This is a genomic window from Streptomyces luteolus, from assembly GCF_029968015.1.
GTDB lineage: Bacteria > Actinomycetota > Actinomycetes > Streptomycetales > Streptomycetaceae > Streptomyces > Streptomyces luteolus.
Genome location: NZ_JASCIS010000008.1, coordinates 199,126 through 218,437, shown reverse-complemented (window position 1 = coordinate 218,437; position 19,312 = coordinate 199,126). Strand labels below are relative to the sequence as shown.

General features: G+C 72.1%; 16 protein-coding genes. 13 read left to right on the top strand and 3 right to left on the bottom strand.

Features of this window, described 5'->3' with window-relative positions; all coding sequences use genetic code 11:
* Positions 1-15 precede the first annotated feature (15 nt).
* Complete coding sequence (locus QIT00_RS10635; RefSeq protein ID WP_282534917.1) at positions 16-1,158, top strand: glycosyltransferase family 4 protein; 1,143 nt, start codon at positions 16-18, stop codon at positions 1,156-1,158.
* Positions 1,159-1,173: 15 nt separating this feature from the next.
* On the opposite strand, the gene QIT00_RS10630 is transcribed toward QIT00_RS10635, so the two are convergent.
* From QIT00_RS10630 to QIT00_RS10620, 3 genes are all read right to left on the bottom strand, one after another.
* Positions 1,174-2,847 (bottom strand): PucR family transcriptional regulator, encoded by a 1,674-nt coding sequence (locus tag QIT00_RS10630; RefSeq protein ID WP_282534916.1) that lies wholly within the window; start codon positions 2,845-2,847, stop codon positions 1,174-1,176.
* Between the two features lie 78 nt (positions 2,848-2,925).
* A complete protein-coding gene (locus QIT00_RS10625; RefSeq protein ID WP_282534915.1) occupies positions 2,926-3,204 on the bottom strand; it encodes a hypothetical protein in 279 nt (92 codons plus the stop codon).
* 65 nt (positions 3,205-3,269) lie between these two features.
* On the bottom strand, positions 3,270-5,072 hold the full coding sequence (locus QIT00_RS10620; RefSeq protein ID WP_282534944.1) for a glycoside hydrolase family 15 protein: 1,803 nt from the start codon (positions 5,070-5,072) through the stop codon (positions 3,270-3,272).
* 439 nt (positions 5,073-5,511) lie between these two features.
* On the opposite strand from QIT00_RS10620, the gene QIT00_RS10615 reads away from it, so the two are divergent.
* From QIT00_RS10615 to QIT00_RS10560, 12 genes are all read left to right on the top strand, one after another.
* Positions 5,512-7,191 (top strand): CTP synthase, encoded by a 1,680-nt coding sequence (locus QIT00_RS10615; protein ID WP_282534914.1) that lies wholly within the window; start codon positions 5,512-5,514, stop codon positions 7,189-7,191.
* Positions 7,192-7,274: 83 nt separating this feature from the next.
* Entirely contained in the window at positions 7,275-7,901 is a 627-nt protein-coding gene (locus QIT00_RS10610; RefSeq protein WP_282534913.1) for an NUDIX domain-containing protein, read from the top strand.
* Positions 7,902-8,071: 170 nt separating this feature from the next.
* The gene (locus tag QIT00_RS10605) at positions 8,072-10,189 is read left to right on the top strand and encodes a tetratricopeptide repeat protein (RefSeq protein ID WP_282534912.1); all 2,118 of its coding nucleotides are present in this window, start codon (positions 8,072-8,074) and stop codon (positions 10,187-10,189) included.
* A gap of 184 nt (positions 10,190-10,373) precedes the next feature.
* The gene (gene ald, locus QIT00_RS10600) at positions 10,374-11,489 is read left to right on the top strand and encodes an alanine dehydrogenase (RefSeq protein WP_282534911.1); all 1,116 of its coding nucleotides are present in this window, start codon (positions 10,374-10,376) and stop codon (positions 11,487-11,489) included.
* A gap of 377 nt (positions 11,490-11,866) precedes the next feature.
* Positions 11,867-13,021 (top strand): ParA family protein, encoded by a 1,155-nt coding sequence (locus QIT00_RS10595; RefSeq protein WP_282534910.1) that lies wholly within the window; start codon positions 11,867-11,869, stop codon positions 13,019-13,021.
* A complete protein-coding gene (locus tag QIT00_RS10590) occupies positions 13,006-13,617 on the top strand; it encodes a hypothetical protein (protein ID WP_282534909.1) in 612 nt (203 codons plus the stop codon). Before QIT00_RS10595 ends, QIT00_RS10590 begins: the two co-directional genes overlap by 16 nt.
* Positions 13,618-13,705: 88 nt before the next feature.
* The gene (locus QIT00_RS10585) at positions 13,706-14,788 is read left to right on the top strand and encodes a segregation and condensation protein A (RefSeq protein ID WP_282534908.1); all 1,083 of its coding nucleotides are present in this window, start codon (positions 13,706-13,708) and stop codon (positions 14,786-14,788) included.
* A complete protein-coding gene (gene scpB / locus QIT00_RS10580) occupies positions 14,785-15,438 on the top strand; it encodes an SMC-Scp complex subunit ScpB (RefSeq protein ID WP_282534907.1) in 654 nt (217 codons plus the stop codon). Before QIT00_RS10585 ends, scpB begins: the two co-directional genes overlap by 4 nt.
* Positions 15,439-15,462: 24 nt before the next feature.
* Positions 15,463-16,587, top strand: a complete 1,125-nt coding sequence (locus QIT00_RS10575; RefSeq protein WP_282534906.1) for a pseudouridine synthase — start codon at positions 15,463-15,465, stop codon at positions 16,585-16,587.
* A 165-nt stretch (positions 16,588-16,752) separates the two neighbouring features.
* Positions 16,753-17,475, top strand: coding sequence for an NUDIX hydrolase (locus QIT00_RS10570; RefSeq protein WP_282534905.1), 723 nt, complete (start codon positions 16,753-16,755; stop codon positions 17,473-17,475).
* A complete protein-coding gene (locus QIT00_RS10565) occupies positions 17,475-18,494 on the top strand; it encodes an ADP-ribosylglycohydrolase family protein (protein WP_408909750.1) in 1,020 nt (339 codons plus the stop codon). The genes QIT00_RS10570 and QIT00_RS10565 overlap by 1 nt, the downstream gene beginning before the upstream one ends.
* Positions 18,491-19,267 carry a nucleotidyltransferase domain-containing protein gene (locus QIT00_RS10560; RefSeq protein ID WP_282534904.1) on the top strand — a complete coding sequence of 259 codons (777 nt, stop codon included), beginning with the start codon at positions 18,491-18,493 and terminating at the stop codon, positions 19,265-19,267. The genes QIT00_RS10565 and QIT00_RS10560 overlap by 4 nt, the downstream gene beginning before the upstream one ends.
* Positions 19,268-19,312 lie beyond the last annotated feature (45 nt).

The following is a 19,312-nucleotide window of genomic DNA, read 5'->3' as shown; positions in this document are numbered from 1 at the left end:
CAGGAGTCCGGCCACGTGACCCACGTGAGCAGCCCCCCATCACAGGGCCGGCCGCCCCTGCGCACCGTGCAGGTGCTCGGCGGCGGCAGCGCGGGCAGCAGCGCGCACGTCCGCTCCCTCTCCGCGGGCCTCGTCGCGCGCGGCGTGCGCGTGACCGTGTGCGCCCCCGCCGAGCTCGACGGGATGTACGACTTCACCGCAGCCGGCGCGGAGTTCGTGCCCGTGCCGCGGCGCAGCGACCCGGTCTCGGTGGTCGCCCTGCGCGGCGCCTGCGCGGGCGCCGACCTGGTGCACGCGCACGGGCTGCACGCCGGGCTCCGCTCCTCGCTGGCGCTGCGCGGCCGCCGACCGGTGCCCGTGCTCGGCCGTACGCCCCTGGTCGTCACCTGGCACACCCGGGCGCACGCCGAGGGCGCGCGGGCGCGGGTGCAGCGGCTACTCGAACGACGGGTGGCGCGCTCCAGCGCGGTGCTCCTCGGTACGTCGTCCGACCTGGTCGACCGGGCGCGCGGCAGCGGCGCCCGGGACGCCCGCCTCGCACCCGTCGCGTTCCCGGCGCCGCGCCGCCCGGTGCCGGACGGGACGCACCACAAGACGCGGGCCGAACTGGGTGCGGTGGACCGCCCGTTGCTGCTGGCGGTCGGCTCCCTCGACCGGTACCGCGGCTACGACACGCTCCTGGACGCCGCCCGCAGCTGGCGCGGCCTCGACCCCGTACCGCTCGTGCTGATCGCGGGCGAGGGCCCCGAGCGCGGCCCGCTGCAGCGCCGCATCGACGCGGAGGGCCTGCCCGTACGCCTCCTCGGCCGCCGCGGCGATGTCCCGGAGCTCCTCGCGGCGGCCGACGTGGCGCTCCTTCCCAGCCGCTGGGAGTCCCGCTCGATCCTGGCCCACGAGGCCCTGCACGCGGGCGTTCCGCTGGTCGCGACGGCCGTCGGGGGCCTGCCCGAACTGGTCGGCGACGCCGCCGAACTCGTCCCGTACGGCGACGCCCCCGCCCTCGCCACCTCCGTGACCCGCCTCCTGACCGACCCCGCCCACCATGCCCGCCTCAGCAGCAACGGCCGTGCTCAGGCGGCGAGTTGGCCGACGGAGGACGACACGGTGGCCCAGGTTCTCAGCGTGTACGACGAATTGGCCCAGCCCTTTCGGCGCTGAGTCTCCCCGCGGACGTCACTCCACGTGCCGCCGCGCCCGCAGGGCCAGGCTCAGGGCGAGGACCGTCTGGGGGTCGTCCAGGTCCGTGCCGAGGAGTTCCGCGATGCGGGCCAGGCGGTTGTAGAGGGTCTGGCGGTTGAGGTGCAGCTCGCGGGCCGTTTCCGCCTTGCGGCCCGCGTGCGCGAGGTAGGTCTCCAGGGTGGGCAGCAGGGGCGGCTTCGCGCGCCGGTCGTGGTCCTGGAGCGGACCGATCGCGCGCTCCACGAACGCCGCCAGGTCGGGATGCTCCCGCAGTCGCCACAGCAGCAGCTCGGTGTCCAGGCGCCGGGCGTCGTACCACGGCCGGTCGATCAGGCCCTGCGCCGCCGTCGCCGTCTCCGCCGCGTGCCGCAGCCCCGCCGACGCCGCGGCCCAGCCGCCCGCCACGCCGACGACCACGACGGGCGGGCGCACCCCGGCGCGCTGCACCCCGGCCCGCTCGTCCGCCTGCCGCAGCCCGGCCCGCATCGCCTCGGCGACCCGGTCGGCCACCGCCGTACGCTCCGACTCGGACCGCAGCCCGAGCAGCACCGGAACCCGCCCTTCCACCGGCCGTACGCCGACAAGCACGGGCACCCCCACTGCCGCCAGCTCCTCCGCGACGGCCCGCGCGAGGACCGCCCAACTCCCGCTCGGCACAAGGGAGTCGGCGACCCGCATCACCACCGGGAGCAGCGGTCCCGAGCCGGGCCGGAAGCCGAGCACCCGGGCCTGCGCGGGCGCGTCCTCGGCGCTGATGCGGCCCTCGGCCAGGTCGGACAGGAAGTTACCGCGGCCGCGCGCCGCCAGCTCCTCCTCCTGCCGCGCCTGCATCAGGACCACGGCGAGCGAACCGGCGGCCCGCTCGACGGCCATGCGGTGCACCGGCTGCACCGGCCCCGACACCGCGAGCAGCGCGATCCGCGCCCGTACCCCGCTCGTACCGGAGGTACCCGGCGCGCCGGGACCCCCGCCCGGCACGTCGATCAGCACCGACCCCGCGGGCGGCCCCTCACCCCGGGCCCGGCCGCGCAGCGACTCCCACACCTGGAGCGGATCGACGACCGGCCCGTCCGCCTCGGAGGCCGCGGTGGGACCGGCCGCGTAGAGGAGCTGCCCGTCCGCGGTCTCCAGGAACACCGGGTTGCCGCAGAACTCGGCCAGTACGGACAGGACCTGGGGCGCTCCGCCCCCGGCGAGCAGTGCCTCGGTGCAGCGCCGGTGCACCTCGTCGGCCTCCTTGAGGAGGGCGTAGTGGCCGTTGACGATCTCCGTGTGGACCTCTTCGGTCACGGTCACGAACGGCACCTCGCGATGCAGCTGCACCAGCGGAAGCCCGGCCGAGCGCGCCGTCTCCACGATCGCCGAGGGCAGCCGGGCGAAGCGCGGCCCCAGCTCCACGACGAGCGCCGCGATCCCGCGCTCCGCGAGCTTGCGTACGAACGCCCGCTGCTCGGCGGGGCGCGTTCCGAGCCCGAGCCCGGTGGTCAGGAGCAGCTCGCCGCCCTTAAGCAGCGACGCGATGTTCGGCACCTCGCCGGCGTGCACCCAGCGCACGGTGCGCTGCAACCGGTCGGAGCAGGCGACGACCTCGGGGAGTCCGCTGCGCAGTCCGGGCAGTTCGAGGGCCCGCTGCACGGTGATCCCGGCCTGGGGGTTGTGCGTGTCCATCCGCGGGACGCTACCTGTGCGGGCGGCCCGGGAACACCACCGGGCACCGCCGCCGCGATCCCCGACCCGGACACGCCCTCAACGGCCACCCTGCCTACGCCTGCCCGCGCGGGCCCGGAACTCCGCCGACGGTCGGCACAGCGCCCTCACCACGGGATTGGTGAGGACGAACCAGTGGACCGACACCCAGCCGCCCCGCTTGTCCGACACCGGCGGTGCCCCCGGGCGGTACACCACGTGTCGCAGGTAGAGGTGCCTGAGCGGATCTCCCGCCACCAGCAGCACCGGGGCCACGGCCACCGCGGCGAGAGAGACCGCCATGGCGACGGGGAGACGTGTGGCCCGCCGAATCCTCATGGGGGCAGTATGGCCGCGGCCCCCCGGCCGGAGAGCCGAGGGGCCGCGCGACGGACCGGGCGGGCTCAGCCGCCGTACGCCCCCGAAGCAGTGAGCCGCAGGGCCGTGTCGATCAGCGGGACGTGGCTGAAGGCCTGCGGGAAGTTGCCCACCTGCCGCTGCAGCCGCGGGTCCCACTCCTCGGCGAGCAGGCCCAGGTCGTTGCGGAGCGAGAGCAGCTTCTCGAACAGCTCGCGCGCCTCGTCGACCCGGCCGATCATCGCGAGGTCGTCCGCGAGCCAGAACGAGCAGGCCAGGAACGCGCCCTCGTCCCCCTCCAGGCCGTCCACACCCGCGTCCTCCCCGGAGGTCGGGTAGCGCAGCACGAAGCCGTCCTCGGTGGACAGCTCCCGCTGGATCGCCTCGATCGTGCCGACGACCCGCTTGTCGTCCGGCGGCAGGAAGCCCATCTGCGGGATGAGCAGCAGCGAGGCGTCCAGCTCCTTGGAGCCGTACGACTGCGTGAACGTGTTCCGCTCCGGGTCGTAGCCCTTCTCGCAGACGTCCCGGTGGATGCCGTCCCGCAGGTCCCGCCACCGCTCCAGCGGGCCGTCCACGTCGCCGGACTCGATCAGCTTGATCGTGCGGTCCACGGCGACCCAGGCCATCACCTTGGAGTGCACGAAGTGCCGACGCGGCCCGCGCACCTCCCAGATGCCCTCGTCGGGCTGGTCCCAGTGCGTCTCCAGGTAGCGGATCAGCTTGAGCTGCAGCACCGCGGCGTAGTCGCTGCGCGCCAGGCCCGTCATATGGGCCAGGTGCAGCGCCTCGGTGACCTCGCCGTACACATCGAGCTGCAGCTGGTGCGCGGCGCCGTTGCCGACGCGCACCGGCTGGGAGTTCTCGTACCCCGGAAGCCAGTCCAACTCGGCCTCGCCGAGCTCCCGTTCGCCCGCGATGCCGTACATGATCTGCAGGTTCTCCGGGTCGCCCGCGACCGCGCGGAGCAGCCACTCCCGCCAGGCCCGCGCCTCCTCCCGGTAGCCGGTGCGCAGCAGCGAGGACAGCGTGATCGCCGCGTCCCTGAGCCAGGTGAAGCGGTAGTCCCAGTTCCGGGAGCCGCCGATGTCCTCCGGCAGCGAGGTGGTCGGCGCCGCCACGATCCCGCCGGTCGGCGCGTACGTCAGCGCCTTCAGCGTGATCAGCGAGCGCACGACGGCCTCGCGGTAGGGCCCGTGGTACGTGCAGTGCTCGACCCACTCGCGCCAGAACTCGGCGGTCGCCTCCAGGGCGTGCTCCGGCTCGTGCAGCGCGGGCGGCGCCTTGTGCGAGGGCTCCCAGGTGATCGAGAACGCCACCCGCTCACCCGGGGCCACGGTGAAGTCCGAGTACGTCGTCAGGTGCTCGCCGTACGTCTCCTCGTCCGTGTCCAGCCATACGGAGTCGGGGCCCGCGACGGCCACCGTGCGCCCGTCGACCTTGTGCACCCACGGCACGATCCGGCCGTAGCTGAAGCGCATCCGCAGCGCCGAGCGCATCGGCACGCGCCCGCTCACACCCTCGACGATGCGCACCAGCTGGGGCGCGCCCTCGCGCGGCGGCATGAAGTCGATGACGCGGACGGTGCCGCGCGGGGTGTCCCACTCCGATTCGAGGATCAGGGAGTCGCCGCGGTACGTCCTGCGGCTGGCGGCCGGAGGCCCGGTGTCCTCACCGTGCTCGGGGCCGAGCCGCCAGAAGCCGTGCTCCTCGGTGCCGAGAAGCCCGGCGAACACGGCATGAGAGTCGAATCTCGGCAGGCACAGCCAGTCGACCGTGCCGTCTCTGCAGACCAGCGCCGCTGTCTGCATGTCTCCGATGAGTGCGTAATCCTCGATGCGCCCGGCCACGTACATCTCCAGTCGAACGGCCACGTCCGCCCCGCGGGGCGCTTGCCATGCAGTCAAGGGTCGTTGACGAGCTTGGGGATTCCGGTCGGGCGGGGTGGTGCCGTGCTCCGGCCCGGCTCGGCAGCGAACGTCCGAGCAGGATACGACGCACCCTAGTGATCCGCGCGCCCCTCGGGGCAATGCGGCTGCGCCGAACGGGTGAGCGTCGGGTGACGGTCAGATGGTCGTCCCGTAGTGATGCGTACGGAGCGTTCGGCGGGCTGCGCGGAGCGTGGCCGGAAGCGGCCTCCCTGTGTCGCTGATACCCTGGTAGCCCGTGGAGCGGTGGTTTCAAGACCCCCGAACCGCAGCGACGGCAACTCCCGGGAAATCAACGATTCCGGGCCCTGGTTGCCGGTACGCACCACCACCTCGCGACCACGGGAGCCCCCTCTTGGCCATGCCGCCCAAAGCCACGACGACCAAGCACATCTTCGTCACCGGGGGTGTCGCCAGCTCCCTCGGCAAGGGCCTGACCGCCTCCAGCCTGGGGCAGCTCCTCAAGGCACGGGGTCTGAGGGTCACGATGCAGAAGCTCGACCCGTACCTCAACGTCGACCCGGGCACGATGAACCCGTTCCAGCACGGCGAGGTGTTCGTCACCAACGACGGCGCCGAGACCGACCTGGACATCGGCCACTACGAGCGCTTCCTCGACGTCGACCTCGACGGCTCGGCCAACGTCACCACCGGCCAGGTCTACTCGCAGGTCATCGCCAAGGAGCGGCGCGGCGAGTACCTCGGCGACACCGTGCAGGTCATCCCGCACATCACCAACGAGATCAAGTCCCGCATCCGCCGCATGGCGACGGACGAGGTGGACGTCGTGATCACCGAGGTCGGCGGCACCGTCGGCGACATCGAGTCGCTGCCGTTCCTGGAGACCGTCCGCCAGGTCCGCCACGAGGTCGGCCGGGACAACGTCTTCGTCGTACACATCTCGCTGCTGCCGTACATCGGCCCGTCCGGCGAGCTGAAGACCAAGCCGACCCAGCACTCCGTGGCCGCGCTCCGCAACATCGGTATCCAGCCGGACGCGATCGTGCTGCGCGCCGACCGCGAGGTGCCGACCTCCATCAAGCGCAAGATCTCGCTGATGTGCGACGTCGACGAGGCCGCGGTGGTCGCCGCCATCGACGCCAAGTCGATCTACGACATCCCGAAGGTGCTGCACACCGAGGGCCTCGACGCGTACGTCGTCCGCAAGCTGGACCTCCCGTTCCGCGATGTGAACTGGACCCAGTGGGACGACCTGCTCGACCGGGTGCACAACCCGAACCACGAGGTCACCGTCGCCCTGGTCGGCAAGTACATCGACCTTCCGGACGCGTACCTCTCGATCACCGAGGCCATGCGCGCCGGCGGCTTCGCCAACAAGGCCCGCGTCAAGGTCAAGTGGGTCACATCGGACGACTGCAAGACCCCGGCCGGTGCCAAGAAGCAGCTGGCCGACGTGGACGCGATCCTCGTACCCGGCGGCTTCGGCGACCGCGGTGTGAACGGCAAGATCGGCGCGATCGAGTACGCGCGCGAGAACAAGGTGCCGCTGCTCGGCATCTGCCTGGGCCTGCAGTGCATCGTGATCGAGGCGGCCCGCAACCTCGCCGACATCCCCGAGGCCAACTCCACCGAGTTCGACCCCGCCACGGCCCACCCGGTGATCTCCACCATGGCCGAGCAGCTCGACATCGTCGCGGGCGAGGGCGACATGGGCGGCACGATGCGCCTCGGCATGTACCCGGCGAAGCTCGGCGAGAACTCGATCGTGCGCGAGACGTACGACGGCAAGGAGTACGTCGAGGAGCGCCACCGCCACCGCTACGAGGTCAACAACTCGTACCGCGCGGAGCTGGAGAAGAAGGCCGGACTGGTCTTCTCCGGCACGTCCCCGGACAACAAGCTCGTCGAGTACGTCGAGTACCCGCGCGACGTGCACCCCTACCTCGTCGCCACCCAGGCGCACCCGGAGCTCCGCTCCCGCCCGACCCGCCCGCACCCGCTCTTCGCCGGTCTGGTGAAGGCCGCGGTCGAGCGTCAGCAGGCCGCGAAGCCGGAGGCCAAGGGCAAGTCCGCCAAGTAGCGGGAGATACGGTTGCCGGGGTACGGGCCGTTCGCGGCCTGTACCCCGGTTTCTTCATGTGGGCATGTGGGAGGACGTACGTCATGACGCTCAAGGACACCGCCGAGGAGTGGGAGATCACGGCCACCGCGACCCCGTTCACGGGCAACAAGACCAGCGTCCGCACGGACGACGTGGTGATGCCCGGCGGCGGAGTCGCGACCCGTGACTACCAGGTCCACCCCGGCTCGGTCGCCGTCGTCGCCCTGGACGAGCGGGGCCGCGTCCTCGTCATCAACCAGTACCGCCACCCCGTGCGCCACCGCCTCTGGGAGATCCCGGCCGGACTGCTCGACATCCCCGGCGAGAACCCGCTGCACGCCGCCCAGCGCGAGCTGTACGAGGAGGCGCACGTCAAGGCCGAGGACTGGCGGGTCCTCACCGACATCTACTCCTCGCCCGGCGGCTGCGACGAGGCGATCCGGGTCTTCCTCGCCCGCGACCTGTCCGAGGCGGACGGCGAGCGCTTCGAGGTCGACGAGGAGGAGGCCGACATGGAGATCGCCCGCGTCCCCCTCGACGAACTCGTACGCGGGGTGCTCGCCGGCGAGCTGCACCACAACTGCCTGGTCGTGGGCGTCCTCTCGCTGGTCGCCGCCGAGCGCGGCGACGGCCTCGACGCGCTCCGCCCGGCCGGCGCACCCTGGCCCGCCCGCCCCTTCGAGGCCTGACCCGGTCGCCCGAACTCCCCCAGCTCTCCGGTGTGACCATCTCCTGATCCGATCGGGGGATGTGTCCGCCGCGCTCCACCCGATCCGGCACAGAGCGTGAACTACGCTCGGAATTCCCCGTCCCGCGACCGCGGGCGGGCTCTGTGCGCAGCTGGACGGGAGCGTGGCCCGTGACGGATCAGGCGGTGGACACCCAGGTCTCTTCGCCCCTGGCGGAGACCTCCGCACCACGGGGGGTGCGGGATCCGGGGGCACCCGAATTCGTCGGCAGGCAGCGGGAGTTGAAGGAGCTGCGCGCCGACATCGCGCGCACCGGCCTGGACACCCTCTCCGGACGCAAACCCGCCCGCGCCCGCGTCCTGCTCATCGCGGGCCGCCCCGGCTCCGGCCGCACCGCACTCGCCGAGCGCCTGGTCACCGAACTCGCCGGTGACTACGCCGACGGACAGCTGCACGCCCGCCTCACCGAACCCGACGGCCGCCCGGTCCCCACCGAGCGCACCGCCCGCGAACTCCTCGACGCCCTGTCCGTGCCGGTCACCCCCGGCGCCACGGAGGACGAGCTCACCGAGAAGCTCCGCGAGGCCCTCGCCGTACGGCGCGTACTGATGCTGCTCGACGGGGCGGCCGACGCGGAACAGGTCGATCCGCTGCTCCCGGACGCCCCGCAGTGCCTGATCGTGGCGACCTCGCTCGGGCCGCTGACCGGGATCTCCGACGTCCGCCCCTGCACGCTCGGCGGCCTCGACACCAAGTCCGCGCTCGACCTGCTCACCGGCTACACCGGGTCCGTGCGGATCACGGTCGACCCGCGCGCCGCCGAGCACCTCGCCGAGCAGTGCGGCCACCAGCCCGCGGCCCTGGTCCTGGCGGGCGGCTGGCTCGCGGCCCGGCCCAAGGCGTCCGTGGCGGAGCTGGCCAAGCAGCTGCACAACCTGCCGGACGCCGACAGCGCGGACCAGGGCTCGCCGGGCAGCCTGGCGCGGGTCTTCCGCTTCGTGTACGACGGGCTGCCCGGCCCGGCCGCCCGGGTACTGCGACTCCTCTGCCTGGCACCCGCCGGGCTCGCCGACCCGCACACCGCCTCCGCGCTCGCCGGCTGCTCGATCTCGGGGGCGGCCACCACCCTGGAGGACTTCGCCCGCCTCGGACTCCTCCGCCGGACCGGGGCCGCGCTCGCCCAGGGCCCGGAGTACGCCGTGCCCGGATGCCTGCAGCCCCTGCTCCAAGGGCTGATCGAGACGCAGGACCGGCCGGGGGAGGTGCAGCTCGCGCGGGCCCGGATGCTGGAGCGCACGGTGCGGCTGCTGCACTCCTGCCGGGCCGTGACCGAGCCGGAGGGCTCACCCGCGCGCGGCCGGCTCGCCGGGCTGCCGCGCGCCCTGCGCTTCGACTCTCCGCAGGCGGCCGACGACTGGCTGCGACTGCGCCGTCCCGCGCTGCTCGCCTCGGCCCGGCTCGCGGTCGCGGACGGTGACCTGGACACCCTGGCCAGGCGGCTGATGGCGGCGCTGACCAGGGCGCTCGTCGCGCACCGCGACACGGAGGCGGCCGCCGACCTGTACGGCATCCACCGCCTCGTCCTGGACGTCGCCGAGCGGCGCGCCCTGCCCCGGGAGCAGGCGGCGGCGCTGCTCAACCTCGGCGATCTGGACGCCGGGACCGGCCGTACGCGCGAGGCGCTTGCCCGGTATCGGGCAGCGCTGGTTCCCGCGCGGGCCGCGAAAGACCCGTACGCACTGGGTCGCGCGATGGAATCCGTAGGCGGGGCCTACCAGGAGCTGGGCGATCTTCAGCGGGCCGCCGACTGGTTCGGGCGGGCCCTCAGCGACCGCCTCGCGCGCGGCGAACGCCTTGACGCCGCCCGCCTGTACGGACGGATCGGCTCCACGCTCACCTACGCCGGCCGGTACGGCGAGGCGCTGCGCAACTGGCGCTCGGCTGCGAGCGGTTACCGCAAGGCCGGTGAAATCCCCTCGTACGCAAGGGCGTTGAGTGAGATGGCCCGGGTGCAGGAGTACGCGGGACGGCCCGAGGAGTCGCTGCGCACCTGTCAGGAGGCGGTGGAGTGGGCGCGGCAGGCGCAGGACGTACGACTGCAGGCCGCGCTGCAGCTGCGGCTCGCCGACACTCTCGACCGGCTCGGCGACAGCGCCTCCGCCGGGCTGCACCGCTCCGCCGCCGAGCGCATGCTGGGAGAAGAGCCGGCCGAGGCCGGTTCCGCCGCGGGATCCGAAGGGGTCCCCACAACGAGTGCCGAACAGAGCTCCGAAGCCGGAGCCGGGTGATCCGCCTGCGAAATCCGTAGTGCATCTCGTGAAGATTGATGCTTTGAAAGGCTAGACAGCTCAATATCCTTCATTAGACTGGCTCCGCCGCGGTCATTCGCGGTGTCTCCCGTTGTGCCGGAGCACATACGGGTATGTGTGTCATTGCCTGAAAAATCCCCTGAGCCAAGGACCGTGATCGACGATGAAGGTCGGCATCCCCCGCGAGGTCAAGAACAACGAGTTCCGGGTGGCGATCACCCCCGCCGGTGTGCATGAGCTGGTGCGCCACGGCCACCAGGTCGTCATCGAGCAGAACGCCGGTGTCGGCTCCTCGATCACGGACGGCGAGTTCATCGCCGCCGGCGCCCAGATCCTCCCCACCGCCGACGAGGTCTGGGCCACCGCCGACCTGCTCCTGAAGGTCAAGGAGCCGGTCGCGGAGGAGTACCACCGCCTGCGCAAGGACCAGACGCTCTTCACCTACCTGCACCTGGCCGCCTCCAAGGAGTGCACCGACGCCCTCCTGGAGTCCGGCACCACGGCCATCGCGTACGAGACCGTCGAGACCGCGAACCGCGCCCTGCCGCTGCTCGCCCCGATGTCCGAGGTCGCCGGCCGCCTGGCCCCGCAGGTCGGCGCCTACCACCTGATGGCCTTCAACGGCGGCCGCGGCGTGCTGCCCGGCGGTGTCCCCGGCACCGCCGCGGGCAAGGCCGTCGTCATCGGCGGCGGCGTCTCCGGCTGGAACGCCACGCAGATCGCCGTCGGCATGGGCTTCCACGTGACCCTGCTCGACAAGGACATCAACAAGCTGCGCGAGGCCGACAAAATCTTCGGCACCAAGGTGCAGACGATCGTCTCCAACGCCTACGAGCTGGAGAAGGCCGTCGTCGAGGCCGACCTCGTCATCGGCGCCGTCCTCATCCCGGGTGCCAAGGCCCCGAAGCTGGTCACCAACGAGCTGGTCGCCAAGATGAAGCCGGGAAGTGTTCTTGTCGACATCGCGATCGACCAGGGCGGCTGCTTCGAGGACTCGCGTCCGACGACCCACGCCGAGCCGACCTTCAAGATCCACAACTCGGTCTTCTACTGCGTCGCCAACATGCCCGGCGCCGTTCCGAACACCTCGACGTACGCGCTGACCAACGCGACGCTGCCGTACATCGTCGAGCTCGCCAACCGTGGCTGGGCGGAGGCGCTGCGCCGCGACCCGGCGCTCGCGCTCGGCCTCAACACCCATGACGGCCAGGTGGTTTACGGCTCCGTGGCCGAGGCCCACGGCCTGGAGCACGTCGAACTGAGCACGCTGCTCGGCTAGTCGACAAAGCGCGCGTCAACGCGCGACGTCAATCACGCGCATGCGGCCGGACCTTGCCCGCCAAGGTCCGGCCGCATGTGTATCGGGTCACTTTGCGAGGCTCGGTCAACTCGCCTCGAACGTAACCCTTTAACCGTTTCGCACACCGGTGAAACACCCCTGGAGGGCCCTGTGCGCCCTTGACACAGGGGTGTTCGGATGCCGACACATCGGGCCGGGTCCGGCGGATTGTGTTGCTGCGGAGCGGTGACACGCCATAGAGTCGCCAACCGTCGGCATGGTGCCACGCTGACCTATCTAGAAGTTTCCTGGTCACCAAGGAGGTAAGACGACTTGTGAATGAGTCGACATTTACTCCCGGGGGTGGTCAACCAGGAATGCCTGCGCAGGGATCGGGTTCCGCGGGGCACGAGGCTGTCGGCTCCGTCGCCGTCCGTACCCACGCCGACCACCAGAACCCCGAGCGCACGCACGCGACGCAGCGTCCGCAGCCGACGCTTTCAGCCCACCAGAGCATGGATGGCCATCAAGTGAACGCCATGGCCGGCGACCCAAGTGGCGAGAACCCCACACAGTTCGCCGACTACGACGAGTTGCCCGAGGGGCACTTCTACGACCCCGACGCCGAGTACGAGCCCGACCCGGAGTACGCGGCCACTCTCGCCCCCGACGCTGCCCGCCAGCGCCGCGAGCGGATCGGCCCGACGGGACGCCCGCTGCCGTACTTCCCGATCCCGGGCCCGCTGACCGATCACGGCCCCGCGAAGATCATCGCGATGTGCAACCAGAAGGGCGGCGTCGGCAAGACCACGTCGACCATCAACCTGGGTGCCGCGCTCGCGGAGTACGGACGCCGGGTCCTCCTGGTCGACTTCGACCCGCAGGGCGCGCTCTCCGTCGGCCTCGGGGTGAACCCGATGGAGCTCGACCTCACCGTCTACAACCTGCTCATGGAGCGGGGCATGGCGGCCGACGAGGTGCTCCTGAAGACCGCCGTCCCCAACATGGACCTGCTGCCGAGCAACATCGACCTCTCGGCCGCCGAGGTCCAGCTGGTCTCCGAGGTCGCGCGCGAGTCCACCCTGCAGCGGGCGCTCAAGCCGCTCATGCAGGACTACGACTACATCGTGATCGACTGCCAGCCCTCGCTCGGTCTGCTCACGGTCAACGCGCTCACCGCCGCGCACAAGGTGATCGTCCCGCTGGAGTGCGAGTTCTTCGCGCTGCGCGGCGTCGCCCTGCTCACCGAGACCATCGAGAAGGTGCAGGAACGTCTCAACCCCGAGCTGGAGTTGGACGGCATCCTCGCCACGATGTACGACTCGCGCACGGTGCACAGCCGTGAGGTGCTCGCCCGCGTGGTCGAGGCCTTCGACAATCACGTCTACCACACGGTCATCGGGCGCACGGTCCGCTTCCCGGAGACCACGGTCGCCGGTGAGCCGATCACGACGTACGCCTCCAACTCCGTTGGTGCGGCCGCCTATCGCCAGCTCGCCAGGGAGGTGCTCGCCCGGTGTCACGCCGAGTGAGTCTGCCCGGGGCCGACGAACTGTTCCGTACCACCGGGGGAATGGCGCTGCAGGCGTCGTCGCCCAACGCAGGCCGCCGCCAGACCAACGGTGAGGTGCGGGTACCCGCCCCGGCCGGCGAGAGCGACCCCGCGGCCGTGGCGGGAGCGGCGGGAGCGGCGTCCGACGAGGACGCCAAGGCCGAGGCGGGAGCCCCGGCGGAGAGCGGCGAGAGCACCGAACACACCACCGCCGAGGCCGAGTCGGGCTCCGGTGAACACCGCAGCCGCGGTGGCGAGGGCGAGAAGCCGGGCGAGCGCTCTGGGCGACGGCAGGCGGCAGCGGCGAACGGCACCGCGAGCCAGTCCGGCCGCCGCCGTGGCCGGGCCGCCGCGCGCAGGCCCAGCGGGCGAGAGCGGCACGACGAGAAGATCACGGTGTACGTCTCCGCCGAGGAGCTGATGGACCTGGAGCACGCGCGCCTCGTGCTGCGCGGTGAGCACGGGCTCGCGGTCGACCGCGGCCGGATCGTGCGCGAGGCCGTGGCCGTCGTCCTCGCGGACCTGGAGTCCCGCGGCGAGGCGAGCATCCTCGTACGGCGCCTGCGCGGCCGCTGACACGCCAGGTCCCCGAGTGGGAGCGCGGGGACGATAACCTGCCCGTTCGTACGCGTTCGTACGTTTCCCGCCCGCTCCCTGGACCGCGATGCCGACGACCGACGACTCCTCCGCAGCCCCCGCCGATCCGGCGCGCCCCGGCCGCCGCCGTGTGCTGGGGCGGGGGCCGGGGGCGGGTGCTCCGGCGGCTGTGCCGGAGGCCGTCGTTCCGGAGCCGGAGCCGGAGCCGGAGCCGGTTGTTCCGGAACCTGAGCCAGAGCGCGCGCCTGAGCCCGCGACTGAGGCTGAGCCCGCTACTGAGCCTGAGCCTGAGCCTGAGCCCGGCGCCGGTGAAGTCCCCGTGGAGGACGGGCGGTTCAAGGTCCGGCTCGACAACTTCGAGGGGCCGTTCGACCTGCTGCTCCAGCTGATCTCCAAGCACAAGCTGGACGTCACCGAGGTCGCGCTCTCCAAGGTCACCGACGAGTTCATGGCGCACATCCGCGCCATGGGCCCCGACTGGGACCTCGACCAGACCACCGAGTTCCTCGTCGTCGCCGCGACGCTGCTCGACCTGAAGGCCGCGCGGCTGCTGCCCGCCGCAGAGGTCGAGGACGAGGCGGACCTCGCGCTGCTTGAGGCGCGGGACCTGCTGTTCGCGCGGCTGCTCCAGTACCGCGCGTACAAGCAGATCGCGGACATCTTCAACGGGCGGCTCGACGAAGAGGCCCGCCGGTATCCGCGTACGGTCGGGCTTGAGCCGCAGCACGCCGAGTTGCTGCCCGAGGTGGTCATCAGCATCGGCGCCGAGGGTTTCGCCAAGCTAGCCGTGAAGGCGATGCAGCCCAAGCCCGAGCCGCAGGTGTACGTCGACCACATCCACGCGCCGCTGGTCTCCGTGCGCGAGCAGGCAGAGGTCGTCGTGGCGCGGCTGCGGGAGCTGGGCGAGGCCTGCTTCCGGGTGCTGATCGACGACGCGCCGGACACGCTGACCGTCGTCGCCCGGTTCCTGGCGCTGCTCGAGCTGTACCGGGAGAAGGCGGTCGCGATGGACCAGGACGAGGCGCTCGGCGAGCTGACCGTGCGCTGGACCGGTGGTGACGGTGCCGAGCCGCAGGTCACCGACGAGTTCGACCGGCCGCCCGAGGTACCCGACGAGAAGACAGCCGAGCGAGCGGAGGACGGCGCGTGAGCACCGAGCGGAGCACCGAGACACCGGCCGGGCTGCTCGAGGTCGCCGAGCTCGACCTCAAGCCCGCCCTGGAGGCCGTCCTGATGGTCGTCGACGAGCCGGCCACCGAGGAGCACCTGGCCAAGGTGCTGCGGCGGCGCCCACGTGAAGTGGCGCACGCGCTGCGGGAGCTGGCCGACGAGTACGCGGTGCAGCGCCGCGGCTTCGAGCTGCGCCTGGTCGCCGGGGGCTGGCGGTTCTACACCCGGCCCGAGTACGCGGCGGCCGTGGAGGGCTTCGTCCTGGACGGGCAGCAGGCCCGGCTCACCCAGGCGGCCCTGGAGACCCTGGCCGTCGTCGCGTACCGCCAGCCGGTCAGCCGCTCCCGGGTCTCCGCCGTACGCGGAGTGAACTGTGACGGGGTCATGCGGACCCTGCTGCAGCGGGGCCTCGTGGAGGAGGCGGGCGCGGAACCCGAAACAGGTGCGATCCTGTACAGGACGACGAACTACTTCCTGGAGCGGATGGGCCTGCGCGGCCTGGACGAGCTGCCGGAGCTCGCGCCCTTCCTCCCCGAGGCGGACGCGATCGAGGGCGAGACCCAGGAAGGCGTGCCGTCGTTCGATCCGGACGCACCCGATGCGCCGGATACCGACGACGCAGACGACTAGACGCAGACGACTAACGGACATTTGATGCGAAGCAGCAGCGGCAGGAACAGCAGCGGAAACAACGGCGGGAGCCGTGGTGGCAACAGCGGCGGCCGCGGCGGGAGCAGCGGTGGCCGCGGTAACTACCGCGGTGCCGGTGGCACCCGTGACGACAAGCAGGGCGGCAGCGGCCGCCCCAAGAAGCCGCGCCCCGAGGAGCGGCGTTACGACGTGGGCCCCGGCGGCACGCAGGACGGCCCCAAGTCGGGACGCGGCGGGGCGGCCCGTGGCGGCGCCAAGGGCGGCCCGAAGCGCCCGCAGGGGCAGGGGCGCCGCAGCGCGCCCGCACGCTCCCGTGAGTACGAGGCGCGCGCCGAGGAGCGCAACCGCGACCGGTACGCGGGCAAGAAGGACGTGAAGCCGCCCAAGACCTTCCCGGGCGCCGAGCAGGAGGGCGAGCGGCTGCAGAAGGTGCTCGCCCGCGCGGGCTACGGCTCGCGGCGCTCCTGCGAGGAGCTGGTCGACCAGGCCCGTGTGGAGGTCAACGGCGAGATCGTCCTGGAGCAGGGACTGCGCGTCGACCCCGAGAAGGACGAGATCCGCGTGGACGGGCTGACCGTGGCCACGCAGTCGTACCAGTTCTTCTCGCTGAACAAGCCCGCCGGGGTGGTCTCCACGATGGAGGACCCGGAGGGGCGGCAGTGCCTCGGGGACTACGTCCAGAACCGCGAGACGCGGCTCTTCCACGTGGGCCGCCTCGACACCGAGACCGAGGGCGTCATCCTGCTCACCAACCACGGTGATCTGGCGCACCGCCTGACCCACCCGAAGTACGGCGTGAAGAAAACCTATCTCGCCGCGATCGTCGGGCCCATCCCGCGCGACCTGGGCAAGCAGCTCAAGGACGGCATCCAGCTGGAGGACGGGTACGCGCGCGCGGACCACTTCCGGGTGGTCGAGCAGACCGGCAAGAACTACCTGGTCGAGGTCACGCTGCACGAGGGCCGCAAGCACATCGTGCGGCGGATGCTCGCGGAGGCCGGGTTCCCGGTGGAGAAGCTCGTGCGGGTCTCCTTCGGGCCGATCACGCTCGGCGACCAGAAGTCGGGCTGGCTGCGGCGGCTCTCCAACACGGAGGTCGGGATGCTGATGAAGGAGGTCGACCTCTAGGTCGGCCCCTCCCGAAAGCCCAGGGCCCGGTCACGTCGTCCGACGACGTGACCGGGCCTTCGCGTACGCCGGAGATCGCCCGCCTGAACCGGTTGCGCGCCCGAACCGGTTGCGCGCACGGCCTCCACCATTTAGTGTCAGGTGGACTATTAAAGGGGGGTGTCCATGCAGGGCTACGACAAATACGCCTACGAACCGTTCGCCGTCACCGTCGACCTGGCCGTCTTCACCATCCGCGAAGGCCGCCTGCACGCGCTCCTCGTCGAGCGCGGCGAGCAGCCGTACGCGGGACGCAGAGCGCTGCCGGGCGGATTCGTGCAGCCCGACGAGGCGGCCGAGACCGCGGCCCGGCGTGAACTCGCCGAGGAGACCGGCCTGTCGGATGTCGCCGGGCTGCACCTGGAGCAGCTGCGCACCTACAGCGAACCGGACCGCGACCCGCGCATGCGCGTCGTCTCCGTCGCCTTCACGGCGCTCGTCCCGGACGCGCCCGAGGCACGGGCGGGCAGCGACGCGGCCCGCGCCGACTGGCTGCCGTACGGCGAGCACCGGCCGTCCTACGCGCCGCTCGCCTTCGACCACGACCGGATCCTCGCCGACGCCCACGAACGCGTCGGCGCCAAGCTGGAGTACACCGGCCTCGCCACCGCCTTCTGCCCGCCCGAGTTCACGCTCGGCGAGCTGCGGCAGGTCTACCAGGCCGTGTGGGGCGCCGAGTTGGACCCCGCGAACTTCCGGCGGAAGGTGCTCGCCACGCCCGGACTCGTCGAGGCCGTGCCCGGGGCCGCCCGGCTGACCGGCGGTCGCGGCAAGCCCGCCGCCCTGTACCGCGCGGGCGGCGCCACCGCCCTGCACCCACCGCTGCTGCGACCGGAAGGACGACCCTGATGACGACCACCCCGACCAAGCGCGCCGCCGCCGGATCGCTCCTCGGCCTCGCCCTCGGGGACGCCCTCGGCTTCCCCACCGAGTTCAACGACGTACCGCAGATCCTCGCCAAGTTCGGCCCCTGGCGGCAGTTGGAGCTGCCGCGGCAGGCGTACATCACCGACGACACCCAGATGACACTCGCCCTCGCCCGCGCCCTGAACCGGGCCTCCGAGCGCGGCCTGTGCGGGCCCGAGCGGTTCGCGCACCTGGTGCGGCAGGAGTACGTCGCCTGGAACGTGTCGCCCGACAACAACCGCGCCCCCGGCGCCACCTGCATCCGCGCCTGCGAACTCCTCGCCGACGAGACCCGCGACTGGCGGGACGCCAGCCAGGTGCACTCCAAGGGCTGCGGCGCCAACATGCGCGTCGCCCCGCTCGGCCTGCTCCCGGGGCTCGACGACGCCGTACGGGCCGGAGCCTCGCAGCTCCAGTCCGCGCTCACCCACGGCCACCCCACCGCGCTCGCCGCCAGCGACCTCACCTCGTACGCGGTACGGCTGCTCGCGCAGGGCGTCGACCCCGTCGGCCTGGTCGGCAGGCTGCGCTCGTACGCCCTGGAGAACCGCACCACGTACCGGGAGGAGTGGCTCGGCGACCTGTGGACCCGGTCGCAGGACCCGAGCGCCGAGCACTTCGTCGCCCGCGGCTGGGACGAGTGCCTGGCCGTGCTCGAACGGCTCGCCGCGGCTCTCACCGACGCCAACCCGGAGCTCGACCCCTGCCAGGCCACCGGGCAGGGCTGGATCGCCGAAGAGGTCCTCGCCACCGGCCTGTTGTGCTTCCTGCTCTTCCCCGACGAGCCCGTCACCGCGCTCCGCAGGGCCGCCTGCACCGCCGGCGACTCCGACTCCATCGCCTGCCTCGCCGGTGCCTTCGCCGGCGCCCACCTCGGCGCGGACGCCTGGCCCGCTCAGTGGGTGGACCGCGTCGAGCACCGCGACGAGCTCCTCGCCCTCGGCCGGGGGTGGGACGCGTGAGCGCCGACCTGCTGCGGGCCGCCGGGCTCCCGGACACCGACCTCGCCCCGGTCCTGGCCGAACAGCCCGACCCGCTGCTCTTCGCGACGGTCTCGGGGGCGCACCTGTACGGCTTTCCGTCCCGCGACTCGGACGTCGACCTGCGGGGCGTGCATCTGCTGCCGGTGGGGTCCCTCGTCGGCCTGCGGGAGCCCGAGGAGACCCGGTCGCGGATGTGGGAGCGGGACGCGGTCGAGATGGACCTCGTCACGCATGACCTGCGCAAGTTCGCCCGCCTGATGCTGCGCAGGAACGGCTACGTCCTGGAGCAGCTGCTCTCGCCGCTCGTCGTGCACACCTCGGACGCGCACGCGGAGCTGGTCGCGCTTGCGCCCGGGGTGCTGACCTCCCATCACGCCCACCACTACCGCGGGTTCGCGACCACGCAGCGGCGCTTGTTCGACAAGACCGGTGAACTCAAGCCGCTGCTTTACGCGTTCCGCGTGCTGCTCACCGGGATCCATCTGATGCGTACGGGAGAGGTGCAGGCGCATCTGCCGACGTTGCTCGGTCTGGTGAAGTCCGCCCCCGGCTACCTGCCGGACCTGGTCGCGGCCAAGGCCGAGGCAGAGCATGGTGCGGCTGCGGTGGATCACGCGCGCGTGGGGGCGGATTTGGATGCGTTGCAGGGGGAGTTGGAGGTGGCTCAGGGGGAGTCTGTGCTGCCGGGTACGGCTACGGCGCACGGTGCGTTGCACGACTTCGTGGTGCGGGTTCGGGTGGGCCGGGGCTGATTGCTCCCCGCCCCGCCCCTTCCCGAACTGGGGCTCCGCCCCAGA